Origin of the sequence: Algoriphagus kandeliae (genome assembly GCF_004571135.1) — a bacterium.
GTDB classification, from domain to species: Bacteria; Bacteroidota; Bacteroidia; order Cytophagales; family Cyclobacteriaceae; genus Algoriphagus; species Algoriphagus kandeliae.
The window spans coordinates 183,620-204,966 of record NZ_SPSB01000003.1 but is presented as its reverse complement, the minus strand read 5'-3'; the positions used below and the strand labels follow the sequence as shown (position 1 = coordinate 204,966).

Sequence of the window (21,347 nt, the reverse complement as noted above, 5' to 3'; positions counted from 1 at the left end):
GAATCCTTAGCCTTAAAAGTTTTCAAAGCGTTTCCTTAAAAAGGAAGATCCGCTTCGTCCGTAACTGGGCCATTTTCTTGATTTTTGGCTCCACCCATGAATAGGAAATCATGGACTACAATTTCGGTGATGTACCGCTTGATACCTTCCTTATCTGTGTAGCTTCGATTCGTGATTTTTCCCTCGATCGCGATTTCAGAACCCTTGGAAGTGTACTTCTCTAAAAGCTCCGCCTGCTTGCCCCAGACTACTAAATTGTGCCAAGTTGTTTCGGTTACTTTTTCGCCTTGCTGATTTTTGTAAGTTTCATTCGTCGCGAGACTTACCTTTCCGATTTTAGAACCGGACTCAAGTGTTTTTACTTCGATGTTGTCGCCCATGCGACCGATTAGTTGAACTTTGTTTCTTAGCGTGTTCATGATTACGTGTGTTTTGGTTAGAAATTTTTTTTGTTCGTTTCCGCCAGAGGAAAAACTTGATGATCCAAAGTTGCAACAGTGCTCAAAAGAAAGTCGGGAATCAGTCGTTTGTATCCGTTTGTATCCGATAGTAGTCGTTTGCTGTCGGATAAACCCCTTCTAATTGGTTGTATGGGGCATTTTTCGAATGAGAGAAAAGTTTCTAAAAATTCTATTTAAACTGATGGGTTCAAGAAAAAAGTAGAAATTTTCTTTAAAAAATTGGTTCGATTGACAGTCGCTTAAAGGTTTTCTTTCTTGGGCTTTCCTGCCAAAGGCCGTAACTTTAGCAGATGAATCAAAAAATTCGGATTAGGACATTTGGAATGATTGCCGAGGAAATCGGACAGTCTGAATTGGTCTTGGATCAGTTGGATTCTACGGAGCTTTTGAAAGAATATTTATTCGGTCAGTTTCCCAAACTTCAATCCATGAAGTTTTCAATTGCTATCAATCAGCAACTAGCTCAAGGTGATGAAAAAATTCCGGAAGGAGCTGAGATTGCGCTTTTACCACCATTCTCAGGAGGTTAATGTCTGATCGTTTTGAAAGACAGCGGTTGGTTCCCGACTTTGGGATTGATGGACAAGAAAAACTCCGGAATTCTTCTGTCTTAGTTATTGGTGCCGGTGGTTTAGGTTCTCCCATATTACTTTATTTGGCTGCTATGGGAGTTGGGCACATTGGCATTGTTGATGGAGATCAGGTGAGCATCTCAAATCTAAATCGACAGGTTCTATATGGTGTTCAAGATGTAGGTAAGAATAAAGCTGAAGTTGCAGCTAATTTTTTGCGTGCTCAATATCCGGATTGTTCTTTCACCGAGATCCTGTCCTTTATCTCAGTCGAGAATGTTGTTGAATTGATTGAGCCTTATGATTTGGTGATTGATGGATCCGATAATTTCCCCACCCGATATTTGGTCAATGATGCCTGTGTTTTGCTGAAAAAGCCCTTGGTTTTTGGTGCTATTTATCAGCATGAAGGGCAGGTTTCAGTTTTTAATTTAGGAATAGATTCCTGTAACTACCGCGACATTTTTCCCAATCCTCCAAAAGCAGATGAAGTTCCTAATTGCTCGGTGACAGGGGTAATAGGAGTGCTGCCTGGAGTCATTGGAAATCTAATGGCTATGGAAGCCGTTAAAGTTTTAGCGGATTTTGGAAGCCCCTTGAAGAATAGAGTACTCTTTTATCAAGCAAAATCTGCCAGTTTTTATGAAATTAAAATAAGCCCCAATCCAAGTGCTTATAGCCTGATGCCTAAAAACTTGGAAGAGCTTTCGAAAACTGATTATGAATTAGTATGCGAAGGTCTTCCGGAAATCTCTTGGGAAGAAATTCCATCCCAAATCCCTTCTAATGTACTATTGGTGGATTTGCGGGAACCGGATGAATTACCCAAACTTGAGAATTGGAGCCCTGCCTTGATTCCTTTCTCTCAATTGGAGGAGAATTTTGATCTGATTAACAAAAGGGATTTGATATACTTTTTTTGTCAAAGCGGGGTTCGAAGTCTGAAGGCGGTTCGCCTTTGGCAAAAAGATTTTCCTCAAAAATCGGTATTTTCGATTCGTGGAGGAATGAAAGCAATGTTGAAAAATTAAGAAAATGGAAAAAGAAAGAACTCCTAAAAATATTTTTGTCCAAGGACCGATTAGTCCTGAAAAAATAGCACAATCTGTTGCCAATCATCAAAGCAAAACTGACATCGGCGGACATTCGATTTTTTTAGGACAGGTCAGAAAAGACCAAAAGGAGAATGGAACGGTAGTAGCGATCGAGTACACAGCTTATGAGGAGATGGCTCTTCAAAAAGCCTTTGAAATTCGGGAAGATATCTTTGCGAAATATCCGCTAACCTGCATGCATATTTATCACAGTTTGGGAAGGGTTGAGGTAGGCCAACTTTGTCTTTTTGTCTTTACCTCATCCAAGCATAGAAGAGCAGCAATGGATGCCTGTGATGAATTAGTGGAGCGAATCAAAGCAGAACTGCCCGTTTGGGGAAAGGAATTGCTCGATACGGATGAGCATGTTTGGAAAGTGAATCAATAAACCCAGATACTGATGCAAATTGATATGAAATTTTGGAAAAAGCTGACTCCGGAGGAGCGGCTTAATCGGGTCCAACGTGCTTTAAAGGAAAATGTGGACTTCAGCAAAGATGCCAATCTAGGCTATCCGGCATCAAGGCTTGATGAAAAAGTATTTGCCAATGAATCGCTTTTTCTTCGGGAAATGCCTGTATTAAATACCTACATCGCAAACCCTAATCATATTGGTTGTCATACCTATGGGACTTCCGAATATTCCTTTAAAGGAACTCAGGAAATTGAGCGGGAGGTCTTGGATATGATTGCAGTGGATCTTTTTAAGGCAGAAGAAGGGGCCTACGATGGATATATTTCTCCAGGAGGTACCGAGGCTAATGTACAGGCCATGTGGATTTATCGAAATGAATTCATGAAAAGGCATGGCGCTAAATTGGAAGAGATTGTGATTTTAGCTTCTGATGACACCCACTATTCCATTCCAAAAGGGGTCAATTTATTGATGTTGGAGTGGAAAAAGGTACCGGTGGACGAAGTCACTCGGGATATCAGTAGAGAGGATTTTCGAAATACGGTGAAATCGGCCTTGGAAGAAGGGAAAAAGTACTTCATCGTCATTGCCAATATGGGTACGACCATGTTTGGTTCTGTTGATGATCCTGTGCCGATGACTGAAGTGTTAGAGGAATTTGAAGTGCCTTATCGCTTGCATATAGATGGAGCGTATGGTGGTTTTGTTTTTCCTTTTTCAGAAGGCGAAAACACTATCAATTTCACCAACCCAAAAATCTCTTCCATTACCATCGACGCTCATAAAATGCTTCAGGCTCCGTATGGAACTGGGATTTTTGTTTGTCGAAAAGGGTTGATAGAAAATGTATTGACCACGGAAGCTCAGTACGTGGAGGGGATGGATTTGACGCTTTGCGGAAGTCGATCTGGTGCAAATGCAGTAGCCGTTTGGACTATTTTGACGACCTACGGACCACATAAATGGTATGAGAAAATTTCAGTATTGAAGATGCGAACCAACTGGTTATGCAAGCAACTGGATTTGTTGGAGGTCCCATATTTCCGAGAACCTGAAATGAACATTGTTACTATTCGCTCCTTTGCTGTGCCCGAGGAAATTGCCCATAAATATAATTTGGTACCTCAGACCCATGATGAAGGAAATAAGTGGTACAAAATCGTGTTGATGGATCATGTGGAGATAGAGCATTTAAAGGATTTTATAAACGATCTATCTTCTCATAAGAAAGTCCCGGTCAAGTAATATCATTCAATTATAAATCCCACCCACGAGGTGGGTTTTTTTAGTAAACGATTGAATTTTTAGCCAAGCCAAAATTATCAACCGTTTGCATTAAATTTTTCATTCAATTCTTTTTGAACATGGTTTTTCTCCAATTAAAATTTGGTAAGTTCAACTTGGCGAAAATGCCGATCTAATTCTTTTGACCCTTTTCTAACCCAAACTAACCTAGGTTTTCATGAAAAAACCGCAACTTTCCTTTTCCCAAATTATCAATATGAATGTCGGGTTTTTTGGCATTCAGTACAGTTTTGGACTACAGCAAAGTGCTGTTAACCCAATTTATGATATGCTGGGAGCGGCTCCTGACGAAATCCCAATCTTGAATTTGGCAGGCCCCATGACCGGCCTTTTGATTCAGCCGATTATTGGCGCTTTGAGTGATAATACTTGGAGTCCGAAATATGGAAGAAGGAAGCCATTTTTCTTCATAGGAGCTTTGTTTTGCAGTATTACCCTATTTTTCTATCCCTTCAGTAGCTCGCTTTGGATGGCTGCAGGGTTGCTCTGGGTTTTAGATGCGGCTAATAATACAGCAATGGAACCATATCGGGCCTTGATCGCAGATAAGTTACCCGATGAACAATACAGTACTGGTTTTTTAACTCAAAGTTTTTTCACTGGTCTGGGTATTACTCTTGCTAATGTTTCCCTCTTTATTTTTCAAAAGTATATCACAGGTACTTGGGGTTCGCTTCCCTATTGGGTTTATGCTTCGTTTTTCTTGGGAACGGTTTGTTCCATCGGCTCGGTGATGTGGAGTATTTCCAAAACTCCTGAAATACCACCCAGTCCCGAAGAATTGGCGGCTTTGAAAAAACGGAATGAAGGAATGCCTCATCCGGCTATTCAGTTCTTTTTGTCCATTTTGACGACTTTGGTTGCCTATCTAGTGTTTTTTGCCCTATTAATCCCGGCCATTTTCTCGAAGGGTCTGATCAAAAGAGTATTAGAAAAAACCAAAACCAATCCAAAGACTCGGGTGCTCTTTGCTCAAAACGTAGAGATTATTGAGTCCATCATGGTGATGCCCGGTGTGATGTGGAAGCTTGCTCTGATTTATCTTTTTCAATGGTATGCACTCTTTTGTTATTGGCAAAATGCAGCAAAAAGTATCGCTCAGTCTGTTTGGAATACGACTCCAACAGGCGACCCAAAGTTGTATGAAGAAGCAGTTGGATGGACTGGGTTGGTAAACGGTTGGTATAATGTGGTCACCTTTTTATCTGCTTTCTTTTTGGCCAGTATGGCAAGGAAGTTTGGTCCTAAAAAAGTCCATTTCATTTGTCTTCTCATGGCAGGAGTAGGCTTGATGATTTTCCCTCAGCTTACGAATAAATATGCCCTTTTCATTCCAATGGCTGGATTTGGAATTGCCTGGGCTAGTATGATGGGAGTGCCCTATCTTCTCGTGGTCAATGAGATTCCTAAAGAGCGCTATGGTGTATATATGGGGATTATCAATATGATGATTGTGATTCCTATGATTCTTCAGACCTTGACATTTGGAGTAATTTCTAAAAATTTCCTAGGAAATGACCCCGGATTAGCCATTGTGTTTGGAGGCGTTTTGTTGATTATAGCTGCTTTAGCAACCTTAAATATCAAGGAAAATAAAAATGTAACCATTGATCAGCCGGTGGCTGGTGGAGCTCATTAAGGATGGAAGAAAAATTAATGGAAAAGGATTATATGCCTTGGGAAGCCTTACTTCAGGAATTTGGAATTCGGTCAACAGGAATGCACCGAGCTTTTTTTCAAAGATTTCAAGAAGGAATTGCAAATATTGAATCCTTGTATCGGTCTATTTATGGCGATTTTTCTGAATCCGAAGATGTTTTTGAAGAATTGCTAAAGTCCATCATTGTTGCCTATTTGGAAAGAGAACAGGATCTCAAGAAAAGAGACAATGCCAAAGAAAAACAGGGGCATTGGTTCCTTAGTAATCAATTAGTGGGGATGAGTCTCTATGTAGATCGATTTGCTGAAAATCTTTCCGGATTGCATGAGAAGCTAGATTATTTTGATGAACTAGGAGTGAATTTCCTTCATTTAATGCCACTTTTTGAAAGTCCTGCCGGAGAAAGTGATGGGGGGTATGCAGTGTCTAATTTCCGAAAGGTGGATTCCAAATTTGGGGATTTACAGGATTTGGTGGCATTGCGAAAGAGCATGCATACTCAAGGGATGAATTTGATGTTGGACATTGTCCTTAATCATACCTCTCATCGACATCCGTGGGCAGAAAAAGCTAAAGCTGGAGATAAGCGTTATCAGGATTATTATTACATGTATGACAACCGCTGGATTCCCAATCAGTATGAAGCGGCCATGCCTGAAATTTTTCCTGAAAGTTCACCAGGGAATTTCACTTATAGTGAAGAATGTCAAAAGTGGGTTATGACCGTTTTTCATCACTATCAATGGGACTTGAATTATCGGAATCCTCATTTGCTTAGAGAAATGCTCGACAATGTATTTTTCTATGCTAATCTGGGTGTTGATCTACTTAGGATCGATGCGCCAGCCTTTATTTGGAAAGAAACAGGTACTAGCTCTCAAAACTTGCCTCAAGCGCATCAGCTATTGCAACTGATCAAACAGGCCGTCCAAATGGCTACTCCGGGAATGGCAATTTTGGGAGAAGCTATTGTTGCTCCTGAGGCGATTATGGAATATTTTGGAAAGGGGGATCGGGCAGGAAAGGAATGTGATTTTGCCTATAATGCTACACAAATGGCTTTACAATGGGATATGTTGGCATCAGGTGATACCCGAGTGATGTTGCAAGCCCAACCTATTCTCCAGCAAAAGCCGTGGCGGACGAGTTGGATTTCCTACACTCGATGCCATGATGATATTGGCTTGGGCTACGATGATTATATGATCGCTCAAGCGGGGAAAAACCCTTATCAACACAGAAGTTATTTAAAGGATTTTTATGCTGGCAAATTTCCGGGTAGTCCAGCAAGAGGTGCACTTTTTTCGAGCAACCCTAAAACAGGTGATGCACGGATTTCAGGTTCTTTAGCATCCCTTTGTGGATTGGAATTTGCCTTATTTGCTGAAGGTCCAAACGAAATTCAGCTTTCGATTCAAAAGATTCTGTTGATGCAGGCTTTTTCTATGTTTACAGGCGGCTTGCCCATGCTCTATTATGGGGATGAATTAGGCTATTTAAATGACTATTCTTTCTTGCAAGACCCAGCAAAAAGCTATGACAATCGCTGGATGCATAGACCCATAATAGATTGGGAAAAAGCCGGTTTGCGAAAAGAGAAGGGAACAGTAGAAAATCAGGTTTTTTCAGGAACCCAAAGGCTTATAAAAATTCGAAAAAAACTTTCCGCTATTGCGGATTTTAATAATATTCGATGGATTCAGCCCCATAATATCCATGTAGCTGGTTTTCTTCGAGAGATTGAAAATCAACGGGTTTTTGTCATAGGAAATTATTCAAATGAAACCGCTTACTTGACTTGGTACGCTTTGAAGGAATTTGGGTTTGTGCCAAATAGCTTATTTGACCATTGGTCCAAAAAGTCTGTTCAGGTAGGTTCTGATGATAATTACCTTATTTTGGAACCGTATGGATTTCGAATTTTTGAGGTGAAGGATTAAAAAGACTTATCCTTTTCGCAGGGTGGAATTACGGATCATCAAATCACTCTGGATTTCAATTTTCTGATCCCTGAGAGATTTGTCGTTGCTTTGTAGTGATTCGATAAGCAGTTCGGTAGCGCGAAGTCCGATTTGGTATCCGTGCTGCTCCACGGTACTGAGAGAAGGTTGCATCACCTCGGAAATTTTCCAGTTGCTAAATCCCATGACACCTATCTCTTCGGGAACTTTCCGATTGCTTTCTCGCAAGTAGTTCATCGCTCCAAGGGCCACCAAATCCGTAATGCAAAAAATGGCATCTGGGGGATTCTTGCTTTCCAAGAGTTGTTTTGCAAAACGGTAACCCTCTTCTTCAGTGATTTGCTGACAATGGGGGATCCATTCTGGATGTTGTTCTAAATGATGATCAATTAAAGCCTGCCGATATCCTGCTAGACGATCTACTGAGTTTTGAACGTTTTCGAGTCCATTGATATGGGCTATCTTTTTATACCCTTGTTCAATCAAATGCTTGACGGCACCATGGGCGCCTTGGTAATCGTCGGTGATTACTTTGGGGGTTTTTAGTTTATCAGAATATTTATCAAACTGTATGACAGGCTTCCCCTCATCCAAAAATTCCTGAATGTGAGAGACATCAGAAGTCTCATTGGAGATCGAAATCAAAAGACCATCGACATTTCCGGCAAGCATCGCATGGCAAGCATGCATTTCCAGTTCTGCCTTTTCTTCCGTTTGACTGATCAAAAGCCGATAACCTTTTTTGGTAGCAGCATCGAGGGCCCCACTGATAATGGAAGAGAAATAATAGTGAACCACTTCCGGAACAACCATCCCAATCGTCATTGTCTTGTTTTTCCTGAAGTTGACCGCAATGGAGTTGGGAACGTAATTGTGCTTTTTGGCAAAATCCTGTACCATTTTGATGGTCTCCTCCGAAATCCCCGGATATTCGTTCAAAGCTCGGGAAGCGGTGGAAACAGAGATTCCCAATTCCCTTGCGATGTCCTTTAGTGTGATGCGTCTTTTCTCTGACATAAGTTTGTCCGATGATTCAAGATTTAGCCTTTCATTTTTACTTTTCGGATATGACTCTACCTTCCTGATCAAGAATAAGGTCTTTGGTTTGATTGTCTTTTTGGAGAATCACCCGAATCCTTGCTTTTCCTTTTTCTTCAAAAAACCGCACTTGTCCCACCTTAAAACCTGGATAGGTATCCAAGAGTTTTTCTTCGACAATTTGAGGAAGTTGGTCTTCATAAGGAATGGTATTTGAAAATCTAAATTCCTCCGGGAGTACTTCTTTGTAATCCCGAAAATCATTGATACCATCTTCACCTTTTGTAAGCTCAAATTTGTCATAAAGTTCTCCAATGGCTGTATAGGACTCAAAAAGCAGACGGTTTCCTTCAATACTTACAACTTGGAAAAGTTGTGTGTTTTCCGCGGCTCGATCCCGGACTGCTCCCCATTCTTCCCAACCATCGGGTTTGATTCCATACATTTTCCCACCGCTTACTGAGACCACGTAAACCGTACCTGTTTTGTCTCGCATATTCATCCCGTCCATCACATTTTCACCGGGAGAGACTCTTCCTCTTCCGTAACTGTGATCATGTCCCTGCAGAGCTAAATCGACTTTATACTTGTCAAAAATTGGTTTCCAAAGCATTCGCAATGCCTCATTGTCCCGTCCAGCTGAAGCGGAAAATAGGGGGTGATGGTAGCTGACAATGACCCATTTTTTAGTATTTGCTTCTAGGATTTCTACTAGCCAAGCTGCCTGAAGTTCTTGGTCACGATTGCTGTCAAGAAAAATAAATTTGGCATCAGGGTAATCAACATAATAGGCTGTTTCCTCTAGTCCTTTAGGCCCATTCGGTGGAAAGCTGAATTGAGGTTTCCATTGGATTGAGAGGCTTCTTTTTCTGCTTTCCCGATCTGCTTCATTAAGGTAGTTATACTCGTGATTGCCTGGTACAGCTAAGGTCGGAAGCATACTGTGAATAAACCCGCCTGCTGTAAACCACTCATGCCATTCTTGTTCTCGATGGGCATAATTGATCAAATCCCCTGCATGAATGATAAAATCTGCATCCGGAGCTTTTCTATATCCCTCACGAATTAATCTTGCCCACAATTCCAAAATGTAGTTTTGAGCATCTCCTACATAAAGAAAAGAGAATTTATCCCCAGCTTGATCGCTTGGAGTTTTAAATTGAAACCACTCTGACCAGCGGGTCCCATCTCCCACACGATAGGCATAGACGGTTCCGGGAGTCAAATTGGAAAAAGAGACACTGTGGTAATTAGCAACTACTTCAGCAGTCGCAATTTGAGAAGCTTCAAATACTTCAGTTTGGGCTTTTTGGGTTATTGCATTTCTCCAAAATTTTGGTGCTCCGGTAGCAACAGCTAATTCGGCAAAGGCTGTCCTGATTTCTGTATTGGTTCGCCAATTCACGCTAACTTCTGAAGTTGCATCCTCTCCAAAAGTCAATATGATTCGATCGGGATATTCTGAAGGCTTACTCCAATCGAATCCAAATTCCGGCTCTTTGTAAACTCGGATTTCTTGAGCCTGAAGGGTGAATAATCCAACAAAAAGAAGCAAGAAAAAGATTAGCAGGGATTTCATGATTAGGCTTTTTTCCAAGTTAAGGATTTTTGAGAGCTTTTGATCTCATTTATGCGTGATGTGCTTTTCTCTATTTTTCCTCTAAAATCATTTGGAATTTATCTTAAATCCCTGATTTTTTGTTTGATCCAGTCTTGATAAAAACGGTAGCATTCTTGACTAAAATGTTGCAGGTCTGATCGTGAGGGATTTTCAGAAATAATAAGAGAGTCTTTTTTAATCCACTCATTTTGAACATTATCCAATTCTTGACGGATTTTTGGAAATAGCTCAATTCTATTTTTATCAACCAAATCATGGAGTTGTCGGGCTTGCCACCAAAGTGAATCATCCATTTTGGAAACCGGGAAGGTCAGGAAGTCAGTAATGGTGCCGAAATAGAAAGGGACATAGAGACTAAGACAAGGATGCGGAGTTCCGGTAAGCCAAATTGTGCTGGGTTGGTTTTGGCGAATTTCAGTGACCATACTTCCTGTCGTATCAGAAGGATTTGTCAAGCCAGTAGCATGCATGCAAATGGAAGCTGCCGAACAATTTTTGGGATGAAATTCATCATCAGGGATAGGGTGTGTCCGGAGGGTTTTCATAAACTCCCAAGTACTCAGCTGACCGGCATAATTTTCCAGATGACTTGTTGTGGTGGCTTTTCGGGACCTTGCTTTGGAGAAATAGGTGTAGAGAAAATCAGAAAATCGGGATTTGAATCCTTTTTTGGAGCGAAAGATTGCACTGAAATGGGTCGCTTCCTTTTCCAGAAAAATCTCATCATAATCTTCATCCAAGCTCAGACAGTTGGAGATGCTAGCTGTGTCCCTGACTTTTTTCCAAGCCCAGGATTTCCCGGCAGTTTCCAGAATATACGCTTCTTTAGAATCGGCAATTAGAAAGCTATTGTGATAATAAAAATCTTTGTTTTGGTAACCTCCGCAGGCATCTTGACCGTAAATTGAAAGGAGTTGAATAATCAGATTTTTGGCTTCGTTAGCTTTCTTGCATCGCTCTAATGCTAGACGAAGCATGTCCATTCCTGTCAGTCCAGGCTTTTTTTTATTGATTTTGACTTGAGTGAAAACAGCTTCGTTCCCGATAGTTAAACCCCATTCATTGACTCCCATTTCTGCTCCCCACATTTGAAATGGCTTGGAAAGGAAAACCTCCCAGGTTTGATCCACTTGAGGAATGGTGATAAAGGTACAAGGGACTGTTTTTTCTGTATGGGTTTTTCTGGAGAAGTGGCGAATTTCCTGTGCTTCCAAAGGTTCCCTATCGGAATTTTTTCCAAAGACTAAATTTCCGGATTGGGTATAATTCCCAAGTGCTGCCAGTGTATCACACATATTCTAAAAATTTATGGACCAGATTCCTGCACGATCTGCAGGTTTCAACTCAAGTTGAAGTCCATTTAAGACTGCTAAAGGTTGACCATCTGCTCCCAAGTCCCAGAGTTCTCCGCGTAGAAATACATTCATTCCCACCCGAGCATTTGTCTGGCTAATCCTACCTGGAAGGGCATATTTATTCCAGGCTTCCCATTCGCTGATTGTTTCGATATCATTTAGATTGGTTCCAACCGGAGCAGGCGCTCCATTGTAACCTTGCCATGGCTTTTCCATGCTTTCATCCCCCGTAAGATAAGAAGGTACTAAAATGATTTCTGCCTGTGACTGATTGGCTACTTGATAAGGTTCGGGATACCAACTATCAGCACAAATTAGTAAGGAGGTTTTGCCCATGGGAAGGTTGAATACCGGGATTTTTTCTACTGCTTCTCCACTTACAAAGGGAATTTCGGATTCAATAGGAAATACTTTTAAAACCGGTTCGCCAATGATTTTTCCATCAGGACCAAAAATGAAAGAAGCATTATAAAGAGGACCTCCCTTATCAATATATAATTCACCTTCTGCAATATAAGGTTTCGGGAGGATGATACTTCCAGCTGCGATATAACAATTGAACTGTTGGGCTAATTGGCTGAAGGTAGTGAAATAATCCTGAGCCATGCTTCTCGCCTTCATTCGAAATAAGGTAGCAGTAGCTCTATCTGTTTCATGGCTTTGGAAGTAATTGACTGAAAAGTCAATAATGTTTGAAAGAACCAAAGTGGACATGGCGTTTTTAAGATTGTCCTTTTCTGCCAAAGCATGTTTCTCTCCGGATAAAACCAACCAAGTTCCAATATACTCAGGAAGCAAGACAACAGTGTTTGGTTGAATGAGCTTGGATTTTAGGGCAGCATCCAGATAAAGCGCCATTTTTTGCTGAAAGGTCTCCTGATCCAAGTAGTCTTTTGCCAACATATAAGGTTGGATTCCCAGTATATTTCTTTTCAAAGAGTCACTGGGGTTAACTTCTTCTATCAAGTCCAAAAAGGCCTCAGGTTGTTCGGGAAGATAGCCTCTCCCTGCAGAGGACCAAATCAGCCAAATGAATATGACCAATAATATGGAGGAGACGATTAATCTTCTCACACTCATGCTTCTTCTTTATTTTTCTTTTTGATAATTTCTAAGGCTGCGGCTTCACCTGCCCGGACAGCTCCTTCAATGTAGCCATGCCAGACAGTAGCAGCTTCTGTACCTGCAAAATGGAGATTTCCTTCCGGTTTTCTATAGGCTTCTCGCCAAGTAGTCCAAGCACCTACAGGCATCAATCCAGCATAGCAACCTTGGGACCAAGTCTCATCACTCATCGTAAAATCAATGTATTGAATGGGATCTTTTGCTTTTTCACCAAAATACTGAACCAATTGGGAAATCATCCGCTTTTTTCGATCTTCCTCACTTCTTCCAAAATATTCATCCGCCCGATTTCCAATCGTAAATCCCATCAGAATCCCATATTTTCCATCTACCGTTGAGCAATCAAAAAGGGTCTGATGGGTAAGTGGATCATCAGAAACTACTTGTCCGCTAAAGCTATCTTCTCTCCAAAATGGAGTTTGATAAATCATAAAACACTTCCCAACCCGTCCCATGGCATAGTTGTCCAGGAGTTCGCTTTTTTCAGAGCTTAGCCCCGGTTCAAAATGAATCTTTTTTAGTAGAGGAGGAGGTACAGCCAAAATTACTCGATTTGAAGAAAACCTATTTTCTCCAGAAATGACATCCGTGTGATCAGTACTTTGTATTACTTTTTCTACAGGGCTATTGAAAATAATGTGATCCCTAAAAGGAGTTGCCATAGCCTCAGCGATACGCTGCATCCCGCCTTCAATTCTATGCTGTTGTGCTCCTCCTTGGATATTAATCAGGCAGTCCAAGGATTTTCCTGAGCGAATATAAAAAAGAGCGTGAAGTAGGGAGATTTCATGGAGTTCACAGGCAAAAATCGTTTCACAGCCGATTTTGATTACCTCATAGCAGGATTTGGTCTTGGAGTTTTTTCGGAGAAAATCCTCCAATGTAAGCTGATCCCATTTTTGAGCTTTTGGATGCGACCATGGAGTATGGACATTGATTTGCCTTGCCATTCGTTCCATTTTTCGCATAAGGATATCCAAATTGATCAATGAAACGGGGTCCATTTTAGGAATAATCCCTTTGTAGGTTCGGATTTTACCCCGAAGATTTAGAATGTTTTTTCCTTCGTCATAGGTCTCGAAATAAGAGATGCCATATTCCTTGCAAAGTTCATACATCCTATCCTGAGTTGGTCCGATCCATTGTCCTCCTAGGTCAACATACAGATCCTCTTTTAGATAGTTTGTGTAAACCCTTCCTCCAATTCGATCTCGGGCTTCTAGAATTTTAAAGGAAATCCCGGCTTCAAAAAGTTTTTTTGCGGCGGCAATTCCTGAAAAACCGGCTCCTACGATAATAACTTCCGTCTTGGGGATTTTCATGAAAGAAATATAGAGAGATTTTCAGATTCTCTTAAAATAAGGAACCGAACTAAGACAGATTTCTTAGCCTAGGTTTGTGATTCAGAAGATCAACTTGGAGTCTAAAAAGTCAAAAATTTATAAACAGTGATTTATTGGTTAATCAAAAAATCCCGAAACTCATCCGTGTTGAAATTGCTCATTCCCTCCTGATAGAATACGATTTTTCCTTCCGGGTTGACCACAAGAGTGGTAGGGATGGATTCGCTGAGCAAGGACTTGTTTAGGCCATAACTGGCATGAACAGCAGGGAAGGACCAGGATTTTCCTTCTATAAAATTCTTACTTTTCTGATAGTCATTATCTACTCCTATCATTAAAAACTCGAGGTTTTCAACGTCTTGAACAGACTTGTATAACTCAGAAATATGGGGCATTTCTGCCCGGCAGGGTCCACACCAAGAAGCCCAAAGATTGATAAAAACAGTCTTTCCTTTGTAGTCGGCTAAGCGAATTGTATTTCCATCAAAATCCTGAAAAGTTCCAGCATAATCGAAATTCTTATTAGTAAGATCAACTCTCTCTAATTTGGGTTTAATTAAACCCGTGGAAAGTAAAACAGATTGGAGTGCTCCCTGCACGACCGGCAGTAAGCCTGTGAAATATAAGAATGCGAAAAAGGCCAAAATCAGACCCCAGGATTTTATTTCTTTTTTCCAGTCCATATCGAATTACGAAGTACGATGTACGAAATATGAAGTTAGTTTAATATTGAGAATTGGGATCAAACAAGGGATTAATTGGTTTCGAATGATTAAGAGTCTGATCTACTATATAAAAACAGTAGACTTTTCTACCTTTCAACTTTCCCACATTGCAACTGAACTTCAATTTTCAAATCGGTTAAATTCTGCTACAATTTTACATTCTTAAAATCAGAGCCTTAGTGACAAGCGCTACATTTCCCCCTTTTTGTCTAAAAAAGGACTCCTATCTTGCGGGAAATTTGAAGAGAATTTGATTAAATCACATGAATTATTCCTACAAAATAGCCGAAGAGTTACACGTAAAAAACCAACAGGTCCAGGCCACTATTGATTTATTGGATGGTGGTGCCACTGTTCCCTTCATTTCCCGATACAGAAAAGAAGTAACCGGAAGTTTGGATGAAGTCCAAGTCGCTACAATTCGAGATCGAATCCAACAGCTTCGGGATTTGGATAAGCGTAGAGAGGCTATTGTCAAATCCATTGAAGAGCAGGGTAAAATGACACCCGAACTTCAAAAGGCCATTCAAGAAGCTGAAACCATGGCTCGATTGGAGGATATTTATTTACCATTCAAACCCAAGCGTAGAACTAAGGCGACTATTGCTCGGGAAAAAGGATTAGAGCCTTTGGCTGAATTGATTTTTAAGCAAGGGACACTAGACTTGGAAGCTCTAGCAACCGAATACATCAATCCTGAAAAGGAAGTAGCCTCAGTCGAAGAAGCACTTCAAGGTGCACGAGATATTATTGCTGAGTGGATCAATGAAGATGCAGGGCTTCGTGAGAAGATGCGTCAACTCTTTTTGAAGGAAGGTCTATTCCGTTCGCGAGTAATCCCGGGAAAAGAGCAGGAAGCTATTAAATACAAGGATTATTTTGATTGGTCAGAACCCATTCATTCGGCACCTTCGCATCGAGTTTTGGCGATGAGAAGAGGGGAAAAAGAGCTTTTCCTTTTGCTTGATGTTTGTCCGGAAGAAATGGATGCTCTTGCTTTGATGGAGCGGGAAATTTTGATTAATGCCGAGAATACTTCTGTGGCGCAAGTGAGACTGGCGATCAAGGATGCCTACAAGCGATTACTCAAACCGAGCATGGAGACGGAAATTCGCCTAATAACAAAGAAAAAAGCAGACGAAGAGGCGATTAAAGTCTTTGCTGAAAACCTACGTCAGCTTCTTTTGGGAGCTCCTTTGGGCGAAAAAGCCGTGATGGCAATAGACCCGGGTTTCCGTACCGGATGCAAATTGGTCTGCCTAGGGCCTCAGGGTCAGCTGTTACACTATGAAGCGATTTTTCCTCATGAACCCCAACGAAGAACAGCAGAGGCAGCCATGACTGTTCGTGGATTGGTTGAGAAATTTGGCATTCAAGCTATTGCCGTTGGAAATGGAACAGCAGGAAGAGAAACCGAAGCTTTTGTCAAAGGAATTGGACTTCCTAATTCTGTGATTGTGACCATGGTCAATGAATCAGGGGCTTCGATTTACTCGGCATCTGAAGTTGCTCGAGAGGAATTTCCGGATTTGGACCTGACGGTTAGAGGAGCGGTTTCTATTGGACGGCGTTTGATGGATCCTTTGGCGGAACTTGTAAAAATTGATCCCAAATCCATTGGAGTGGGGCAATATCAGCATGATGTGGATCAAACTGCTTTAAAGAATGCTTTGGATGACACTGTAGTTTCTGCGGTAAATGGCGTGGGAGTAGAGGTTAATACTGCTTCGAAACAATTGTTGACTTATGTATCTGGTTTAGGGCCAGTTTTGGCACAGAATATCGTAGACTATCGAAATCAGCATGGTCCCTTTATCAGCCGCTCGCAATTGTTGCAAGTTCCTCGATTAGGAGAAAAAGCTTATGAACAAGCAGCTGGTTTTTTGAGAATTCGCCAAGCGACGAATCCTTTGGATCGTTCTGCTGTCCACCCTGAGCGTTATGATGTGGTTGAACGAATGGCTAAGGATCTCGGGACAACAGTAAGCGAATTGATGCAATCCGAATCCCTCCGCAACCAAATCAATCTGAAGAACTACCTTTCTGATTCTGTGGGTTTGCCGACCTTACAGGATATTTTGGAAGAACTTGCCAAACCTGGTCGTGATCCACGCGAGCAGTTTGAAGTGTTTCAGTTTCAAGAAGGAGTTAATCATCTTGAAGACCTAAAGCGTGGAATGAAACTGCCGGGAATCGTTACCAATATCACTGCTTTTGGAGCTTTTGTGGATATTGGTGTTCATCAGGATGGCTTGGTGCATCTGAGCCATTTAGCAGATCGATTTGTAAAAGATCCCAATGAGATTGTGCAGGTTAATCAACAGGTGAGCGTAACTGTATTGGATGTGGATATTCCTCGGAAGCGAATTGGATTGAGTATGAAATCAGATCCTTTTGCGGAGCGAGGAAAAAAGATGGAGAAATCTAGTAATCCAAAAAGAAAGGAAGAACCTCAAGGAAGTATGGCTGAAAAATTGGCAATGCTGAAAGGTAAATTTCGGTGATTTGAAATTTGGTAAGATGTAAAAAGTAAAAGGTAAACTATCAAGTTTACCTTTTACTTTTTATTTCAATAACCAGAAGGCTTAATCCCTTCTTCCTCCTCTGTCATCCCCACCGCCGGTATTTATCATCTCATTGTAATCATCCATGTCCATACCCTTGGAGAAACGGCGAATATTGTAGGAGAAAGTCAACATGAAGTAGCGTTGCAAGACATTGGTCTGCACATCTTCGATAAAGGTGTCCGTAATATTTCTACGGATGTTGTTGTTTTGTCTGAAAAGGTCATAGACGTTTAGGCTGATTTCTCCCCGCTGATTGGCAAAGATTTTTTTGCCCAAACTCATATTAACCAAAGTGAAGTTGGTGTCAAATCCAGCTGAAAGTCCTGAATTGACTTGATGGTTCAAGTCCAACCTGTAAACAAAGCCTTCCCAAATAATCCAGTTGAAGTTCACTCGGGCCCGCTGATTGAAAAACTTGTTGTTCAAGTTGGGGTTGAGCGTGTTTTCCACTTGATTGAAGGAAAAACGGGTCCAGATGTTAAAGTCTATTTGATCAGAAATATTACTGCTTAATGAAATGCCGGTGCTGATTCGACGGGAATTGTTAAACCCATTCTCATTATTCACCAAGGTAGGGCGCTTGGTATAGCCCAAACCACCATTGATGTTCAAATTGGATTTAATGAAACCCACTGGCATGCCATATCCAAACCAAGAACGAAGATCCCAATAACCATCTAAATTGACTGGGCTAAAAAGTTGGGAGCCAGGCTCTAGAATAATTCCAGGTTGGATTTCTGTAGCTTCTTCCGCAATGAAAGAACTGTTGGCAATGATGTTATTGACAAAAGAAGATTGACCAAAGAAGAACCAGTTTTGATCAGTTTCTGGGTTATTGCTTCGGAATCGAACGCGAAGTCGATTAGAAAAGGACTGGTTCAAGTCAGGATTTCCCACATACAATTGTAAGGGATTGGAATTATCTACCACTGGCTGAAGTTGTCTCAAATCCGGTTCCTGTGTCCGTGTATCATAGTCAAATTGCAGATTGGTGTTTGGAGTGATCTGATAGTTAAAACGAACAGTCGGCTGAAGGCTTTCGAATGTTCTTTTTAATTCAAATGGAATTGGAAATCCTTGTGAATTATCCAACTGAGCATTTTGATACTGAAGCTCTGTTTGAATCCGGATTTTTTCAGTTTTGAACTGATAGCCTAATTCGGTTTCCTGAGTAAGATATTTGCTTTCAAAGGTATTGCTCAAGGCTGTGTCGAGCCGGTATTCAATTGCCTGCGGATCTTCGTCGATGACATCATAGATCAATTGGTCGGAATCATTGATTCGGTTTCCGATTTCATATTCCAACTCGAGCATACTCTTCTCACTCAAGGCTTCTGTAAAAGAAATTCCAGTTTGCCATGAGGATCCTTTTCTATCCCGATTGATTTGCTGATTTATGATTTCAGTTCGAGGGTCAGGAATGAAAAACTGGTTTTCTGCAATTCGATTTGCTTCGTCTTGATTTCTGTTGTCGCTGATTCTACCTCGAATGGTCATCGTACGACCAGGTTTGTTGAATTTATGGCTGTAGAAAATCCGATTGAACAAATCATAATCATAATTATCAGCAGTACGTGTATTGACTACTGAGTTGATTAAATCAGTTCCATTGGAGGTTTCTCCTGAGAAGTCCGAGTTTTCCGTTTCAAATCGGGCAGAAAATCGAGGGATATATAAGATTCGGTTACGCTCATCGATATTGTACTCCAGTCTGAGATTAAACTGATGCCGATTATTCAACCGGGTATCAGTGCTGACTTCATTATACAATTGGTCACTTTCACCATTGGTAATGAACTCACGGAAACGGATTGCCTGTCCAAAGTTTTCACGGCTGCTATACACATAGCTTCCGGATACTTTCACTTTTTCACCCCAATTATCAGAGTAATTCAAACCTAGAATATGTGTCTGAATAATCCCATTTTGAGGTCGGGAATTGTCCTGAGCATTTGGATCGGATGAAAAATCCGTCACATTAATATTATTGGATAAACCGGTGAAAGTAATACGTCGGTCTTCGTCAAAGTCATTGATACTTGCGCCTACTAGGTAGCGGTCATTGGTACCGTAGCCTGCTGAAGTACGCCCAAATTGGCCTTTTCGGCGATTTGGTTTTGTGATAATGTTGATGGTCTTCAAACGTTCCCCATCATCAAATCCACTAAGACGGGACTGTTCACTCAACTGATCGAAAATCTCAATACTTTGAATTACCTCAGCTGGAATATTTTGTAGGGCGGTTTTGATATCATTTCCAAAGAAAGGTTCTCCATCTACTAGAATTTGAGCGATAGCTTCTCCCTGAGCTTGAAGCCCTCCGTCTTCCGAAGTTACCCCGGGAAGTTTTTCGATGAGTGTTTGGGCACTAGCATCACGCATGGTTTTGAATGCATCCGCATTAAACATGGTCGTATCGGACTTATTTTGACTGGTAGACCTACGTGCAGCTACGGTCACTTCCTCCAAGCCAACTGCCTGTTCTTGGATGGAAACGATCCCTAAATCCAGATTTCCCGAAATCTGAAGCGTACGAAAAAAGTTTTGATATCCCAGATATTGAATTTTCAAGAGGTATTCGCCCTCCTGAATGGATTGAATTTCAAAATTTCCATCCAAGTCCGAAATCATACCATCTACTTGTGTGGAATCGTTTACCCGCAAAAGAAGAACTGTCGCATTGGGGATAGTCTCTTTGTTTTTAGCATCCTGAATTTTTCCCTTCAGAGAAAAAGTTTGGGCAAAACTTCCCCAGGAAACAAATAGTAAAAAAAGAATTAGAACTCTGATTTTCATGTAGTTGGTTTAATTGCGTATTGCTATAACACAAAATTAGGTGGGATGGATTTATTGTATTCCTCTTTTGGGCTAAGCGGTCAATAGCTTGAATAAACTGCACGCCGATCATGTAATTTTTAGGAAAAGAAATTCTGAAAAACTATGAAATCCCTCATTCTTGGAATGTTTGACAAAAGTTGTCGTATAGCGATGTTATTTTTTTTAACGATAGAATGTTTATAAAAGCAACATTTGTATCTTGGCTGATGAAATAAATGACGCTATGGAAGAATTGGGAAAAATCAATATCAGCACCAAGCCGCTTTCCTCTGGAAATGTTCAGGTGAAGTTTTTTGTAGAAAATGAGCAAGGCTCCGAATATGGATATTTGCTTGTTAGGGAGCCCAAACCCGTGGGAGATATTATTTTGGAGATTCAGGCAAGATTAGCCAAGCGAAAAGCAGCCCAACGGAATATTGATCCGCTTTTTCCATTGGCTCCTGAGCCGGAAGATTATGACTTTTACCTCTTTTCAGCATGAGTTTCCTGGCTAGCAATCTTCGGTATCTACGGAAGCAAAAGGGACTGACTCAGCAGGATTTAGCTGATCAGTTGGAAGTTCAGCGAACTATGATCTCAGCCTATGAGGATGGCCGATCCGAACCCAAATTGAGCTCTTTGCTAAAAATAAGTGCAATTCTGGAGGTTGGGATTGAAGAGCTACTGGAGCATGATATTGAGAATTTAGGACGGAAGGCACTGCAAAAGCGGAATCTTCAGATTTTGACAATTGCAACAGATGAATCTGATCGGGAAAATATTACTTGGGTTGGACAAAAAGCATCAGCTGGTTATTTGAATGGATTTGCTGATCCGGAATTTATGGAGCAGTTGCCGCAATTTCACCTTCCTAATCTTCCAAGACATGCAACCTATCGGGCTTTTGAACTGGCGGGTGATTCCATGTTGCCTCTTATAGCGGGGACTATCATTATCGGCTCCTTTATCGAGCATCCCTCTGAGATCAAAAGCGGTCGCACGTACGTTTTGGTGACCCAATCAGAGGGAATCGTTTACAAGCGCGTATTTAATTATTTGGCTGAGAACGGAAAGCTTTTTTTAGTTTCTGATAATGAGCATTACAAACCCTACGAAGTTCGAGGAGAGGATGTGTTGGAAGTTTGGGAGGCAAAAGCATTTATCAGTACCGATTTCCCGAATCCTGGGGACAAAAAGAAATCCCTCAGCCTTTCGGATTTAGGAGAAATGCTAAAGGATATTCAGGAAGATTTGAGAAAATTGAAACCATAAAGCCGGGGTAAGATCT

The 21,347-nt window shown here is 41.1% G+C and carries 17 protein-coding genes; 9 read left to right on the top strand and 8 right to left on the bottom strand.

The features are described 5' to 3' along the window. Positions 1-35: 35 nt before the first annotated feature. Positions 36-419, bottom strand: a complete 384-nt coding sequence (locus E4S40_RS09510; protein WP_135073428.1) for a single-stranded DNA-binding protein — start codon at positions 417-419, stop codon at positions 36-38. A gap of 332 nt (positions 420-751) precedes the next feature. Here E4S40_RS09510 and E4S40_RS09505 point away from each other — a divergent pair, with 332 nt between their 5' ends. The 6 genes from E4S40_RS09505 (at position 752) to E4S40_RS09480 (ending at position 7,447) form a co-directional block, all read left to right on the top strand. Further along, positions 752-991, top strand: coding sequence for a MoaD/ThiS family protein (locus tag E4S40_RS09505; RefSeq protein ID WP_135073426.1), 240 nt, complete (start codon positions 752-754; stop codon positions 989-991). Further along, positions 991-2,064: a HesA/MoeB/ThiF family protein gene (locus E4S40_RS09500; RefSeq protein WP_135073424.1), complete on the top strand. Its 1,074-nt coding sequence runs from the start codon at positions 991-993 to the stop codon at positions 2,062-2,064. The genes E4S40_RS09505 and E4S40_RS09500 overlap by 1 nt, the downstream gene beginning before the upstream one ends. A 4-nt stretch (positions 2,065-2,068) precedes the next feature. Continuing rightward, positions 2,069-2,515: a molybdenum cofactor biosynthesis protein MoaE gene (locus E4S40_RS09495; protein ID WP_135073422.1), complete on the top strand. Its 447-nt coding sequence runs from the start codon at positions 2,069-2,071 to the stop codon at positions 2,513-2,515. Positions 2,516-2,539: 24 nt separating this feature from the next. Beyond that, on the top strand, positions 2,540-3,787 hold the full coding sequence (locus E4S40_RS09490) for a pyridoxal phosphate-dependent decarboxylase family protein (RefSeq protein ID WP_135073420.1): 1,248 nt from the start codon (positions 2,540-2,542) through the stop codon (positions 3,785-3,787). Positions 3,788-4,004: 217 nt separating this feature from the next. After that, on the top strand, positions 4,005-5,486 hold the full coding sequence (locus E4S40_RS09485) for an MFS transporter (protein WP_135073418.1): 1,482 nt from the start codon (positions 4,005-4,007) through the stop codon (positions 5,484-5,486). 17 nt (positions 5,487-5,503) lie between these two features. Beyond that, positions 5,504-7,447, top strand: a complete 1,944-nt coding sequence (locus E4S40_RS09480) for an amylosucrase (RefSeq protein ID WP_161971788.1) — start codon at positions 5,504-5,506, stop codon at positions 7,445-7,447. A gap of 6 nt (positions 7,448-7,453) precedes the next feature. Here E4S40_RS09480 and E4S40_RS09475 read toward each other — a convergent pair whose 3' ends face one another. The 6 genes from E4S40_RS09475 to E4S40_RS09450 form a co-directional block, all read right to left on the bottom strand. Beyond that, complete coding sequence (locus E4S40_RS09475; RefSeq protein WP_135073415.1) at positions 7,454-8,485, bottom strand: LacI family DNA-binding transcriptional regulator; 1,032 nt, start codon at positions 8,483-8,485, stop codon at positions 7,454-7,456. A gap of 37 nt (positions 8,486-8,522) precedes the next feature. Beyond that, the gene (locus tag E4S40_RS09470; protein ID WP_135073413.1) at positions 8,523-10,085 is read right to left on the bottom strand and encodes a purple acid phosphatase family protein; all 1,563 of its coding nucleotides are present in this window, start codon (positions 10,083-10,085) and stop codon (positions 8,523-8,525) included. A gap of 98 nt (positions 10,086-10,183) precedes the next feature. Further along, complete coding sequence (locus E4S40_RS09465) at positions 10,184-11,422, bottom strand: carcinine hydrolase/isopenicillin-N N-acyltransferase family protein (protein ID WP_135073411.1); 1,239 nt, start codon at positions 11,420-11,422, stop codon at positions 10,184-10,186. A gap of 3 nt (positions 11,423-11,425) precedes the next feature. Next, positions 11,426-12,562 (bottom strand): nitrilase-related carbon-nitrogen hydrolase, encoded by a 1,137-nt coding sequence (locus tag E4S40_RS09460; RefSeq protein ID WP_135073409.1) that lies wholly within the window; start codon positions 12,560-12,562, stop codon positions 11,426-11,428. Then, positions 12,559-13,929 (bottom strand): flavin monoamine oxidase family protein, encoded by a 1,371-nt coding sequence (locus E4S40_RS09455; protein WP_135073407.1) that lies wholly within the window; start codon positions 13,927-13,929, stop codon positions 12,559-12,561. The genes E4S40_RS09460 and E4S40_RS09455 overlap by 4 nt, the downstream gene beginning before the upstream one ends. A gap of 131 nt (positions 13,930-14,060) precedes the next feature. Next, a complete protein-coding gene (locus tag E4S40_RS09450; protein WP_135073405.1) occupies positions 14,061-14,633 on the bottom strand; it encodes a TlpA family protein disulfide reductase in 573 nt (190 codons plus the stop codon). Positions 14,634-14,938: 305 nt separating this feature from the next. Here E4S40_RS09450 and E4S40_RS09445 point away from each other — a divergent pair, with 305 nt between their 5' ends. After that, on the top strand, positions 14,939-17,179 hold the full coding sequence (locus tag E4S40_RS09445) for a Tex family protein (protein WP_135073403.1): 2,241 nt from the start codon (positions 14,939-14,941) through the stop codon (positions 17,177-17,179). Positions 17,180-17,260: 81 nt separating this feature from the next. Here the strand turns inward: E4S40_RS09445 and E4S40_RS09440 are convergent, their stop codons facing one another. Further along, positions 17,261-20,038 carry an outer membrane beta-barrel protein gene (locus E4S40_RS09440; protein ID WP_135073401.1) on the bottom strand — a complete coding sequence of 926 codons (2,778 nt, stop codon included), beginning with the start codon at positions 20,036-20,038 and terminating at the stop codon, positions 17,261-17,263. A gap of 241 nt (positions 20,039-20,279) precedes the next feature. Between E4S40_RS09440 and E4S40_RS09435 the strand changes: the two genes are divergently transcribed. Further along, on the top strand, positions 20,280-20,561 hold the full coding sequence (locus tag E4S40_RS09435; RefSeq protein ID WP_237563163.1) for a hypothetical protein: 282 nt from the start codon (positions 20,280-20,282) through the stop codon (positions 20,559-20,561). Continuing rightward, the gene (locus tag E4S40_RS09430; protein ID WP_135073399.1) at positions 20,558-21,331 is read left to right on the top strand and encodes an XRE family transcriptional regulator; all 774 of its coding nucleotides are present in this window, start codon (positions 20,558-20,560) and stop codon (positions 21,329-21,331) included. Before E4S40_RS09435 ends, E4S40_RS09430 begins: the two co-directional genes overlap by 4 nt. Positions 21,332-21,347 lie beyond the last annotated feature (16 nt).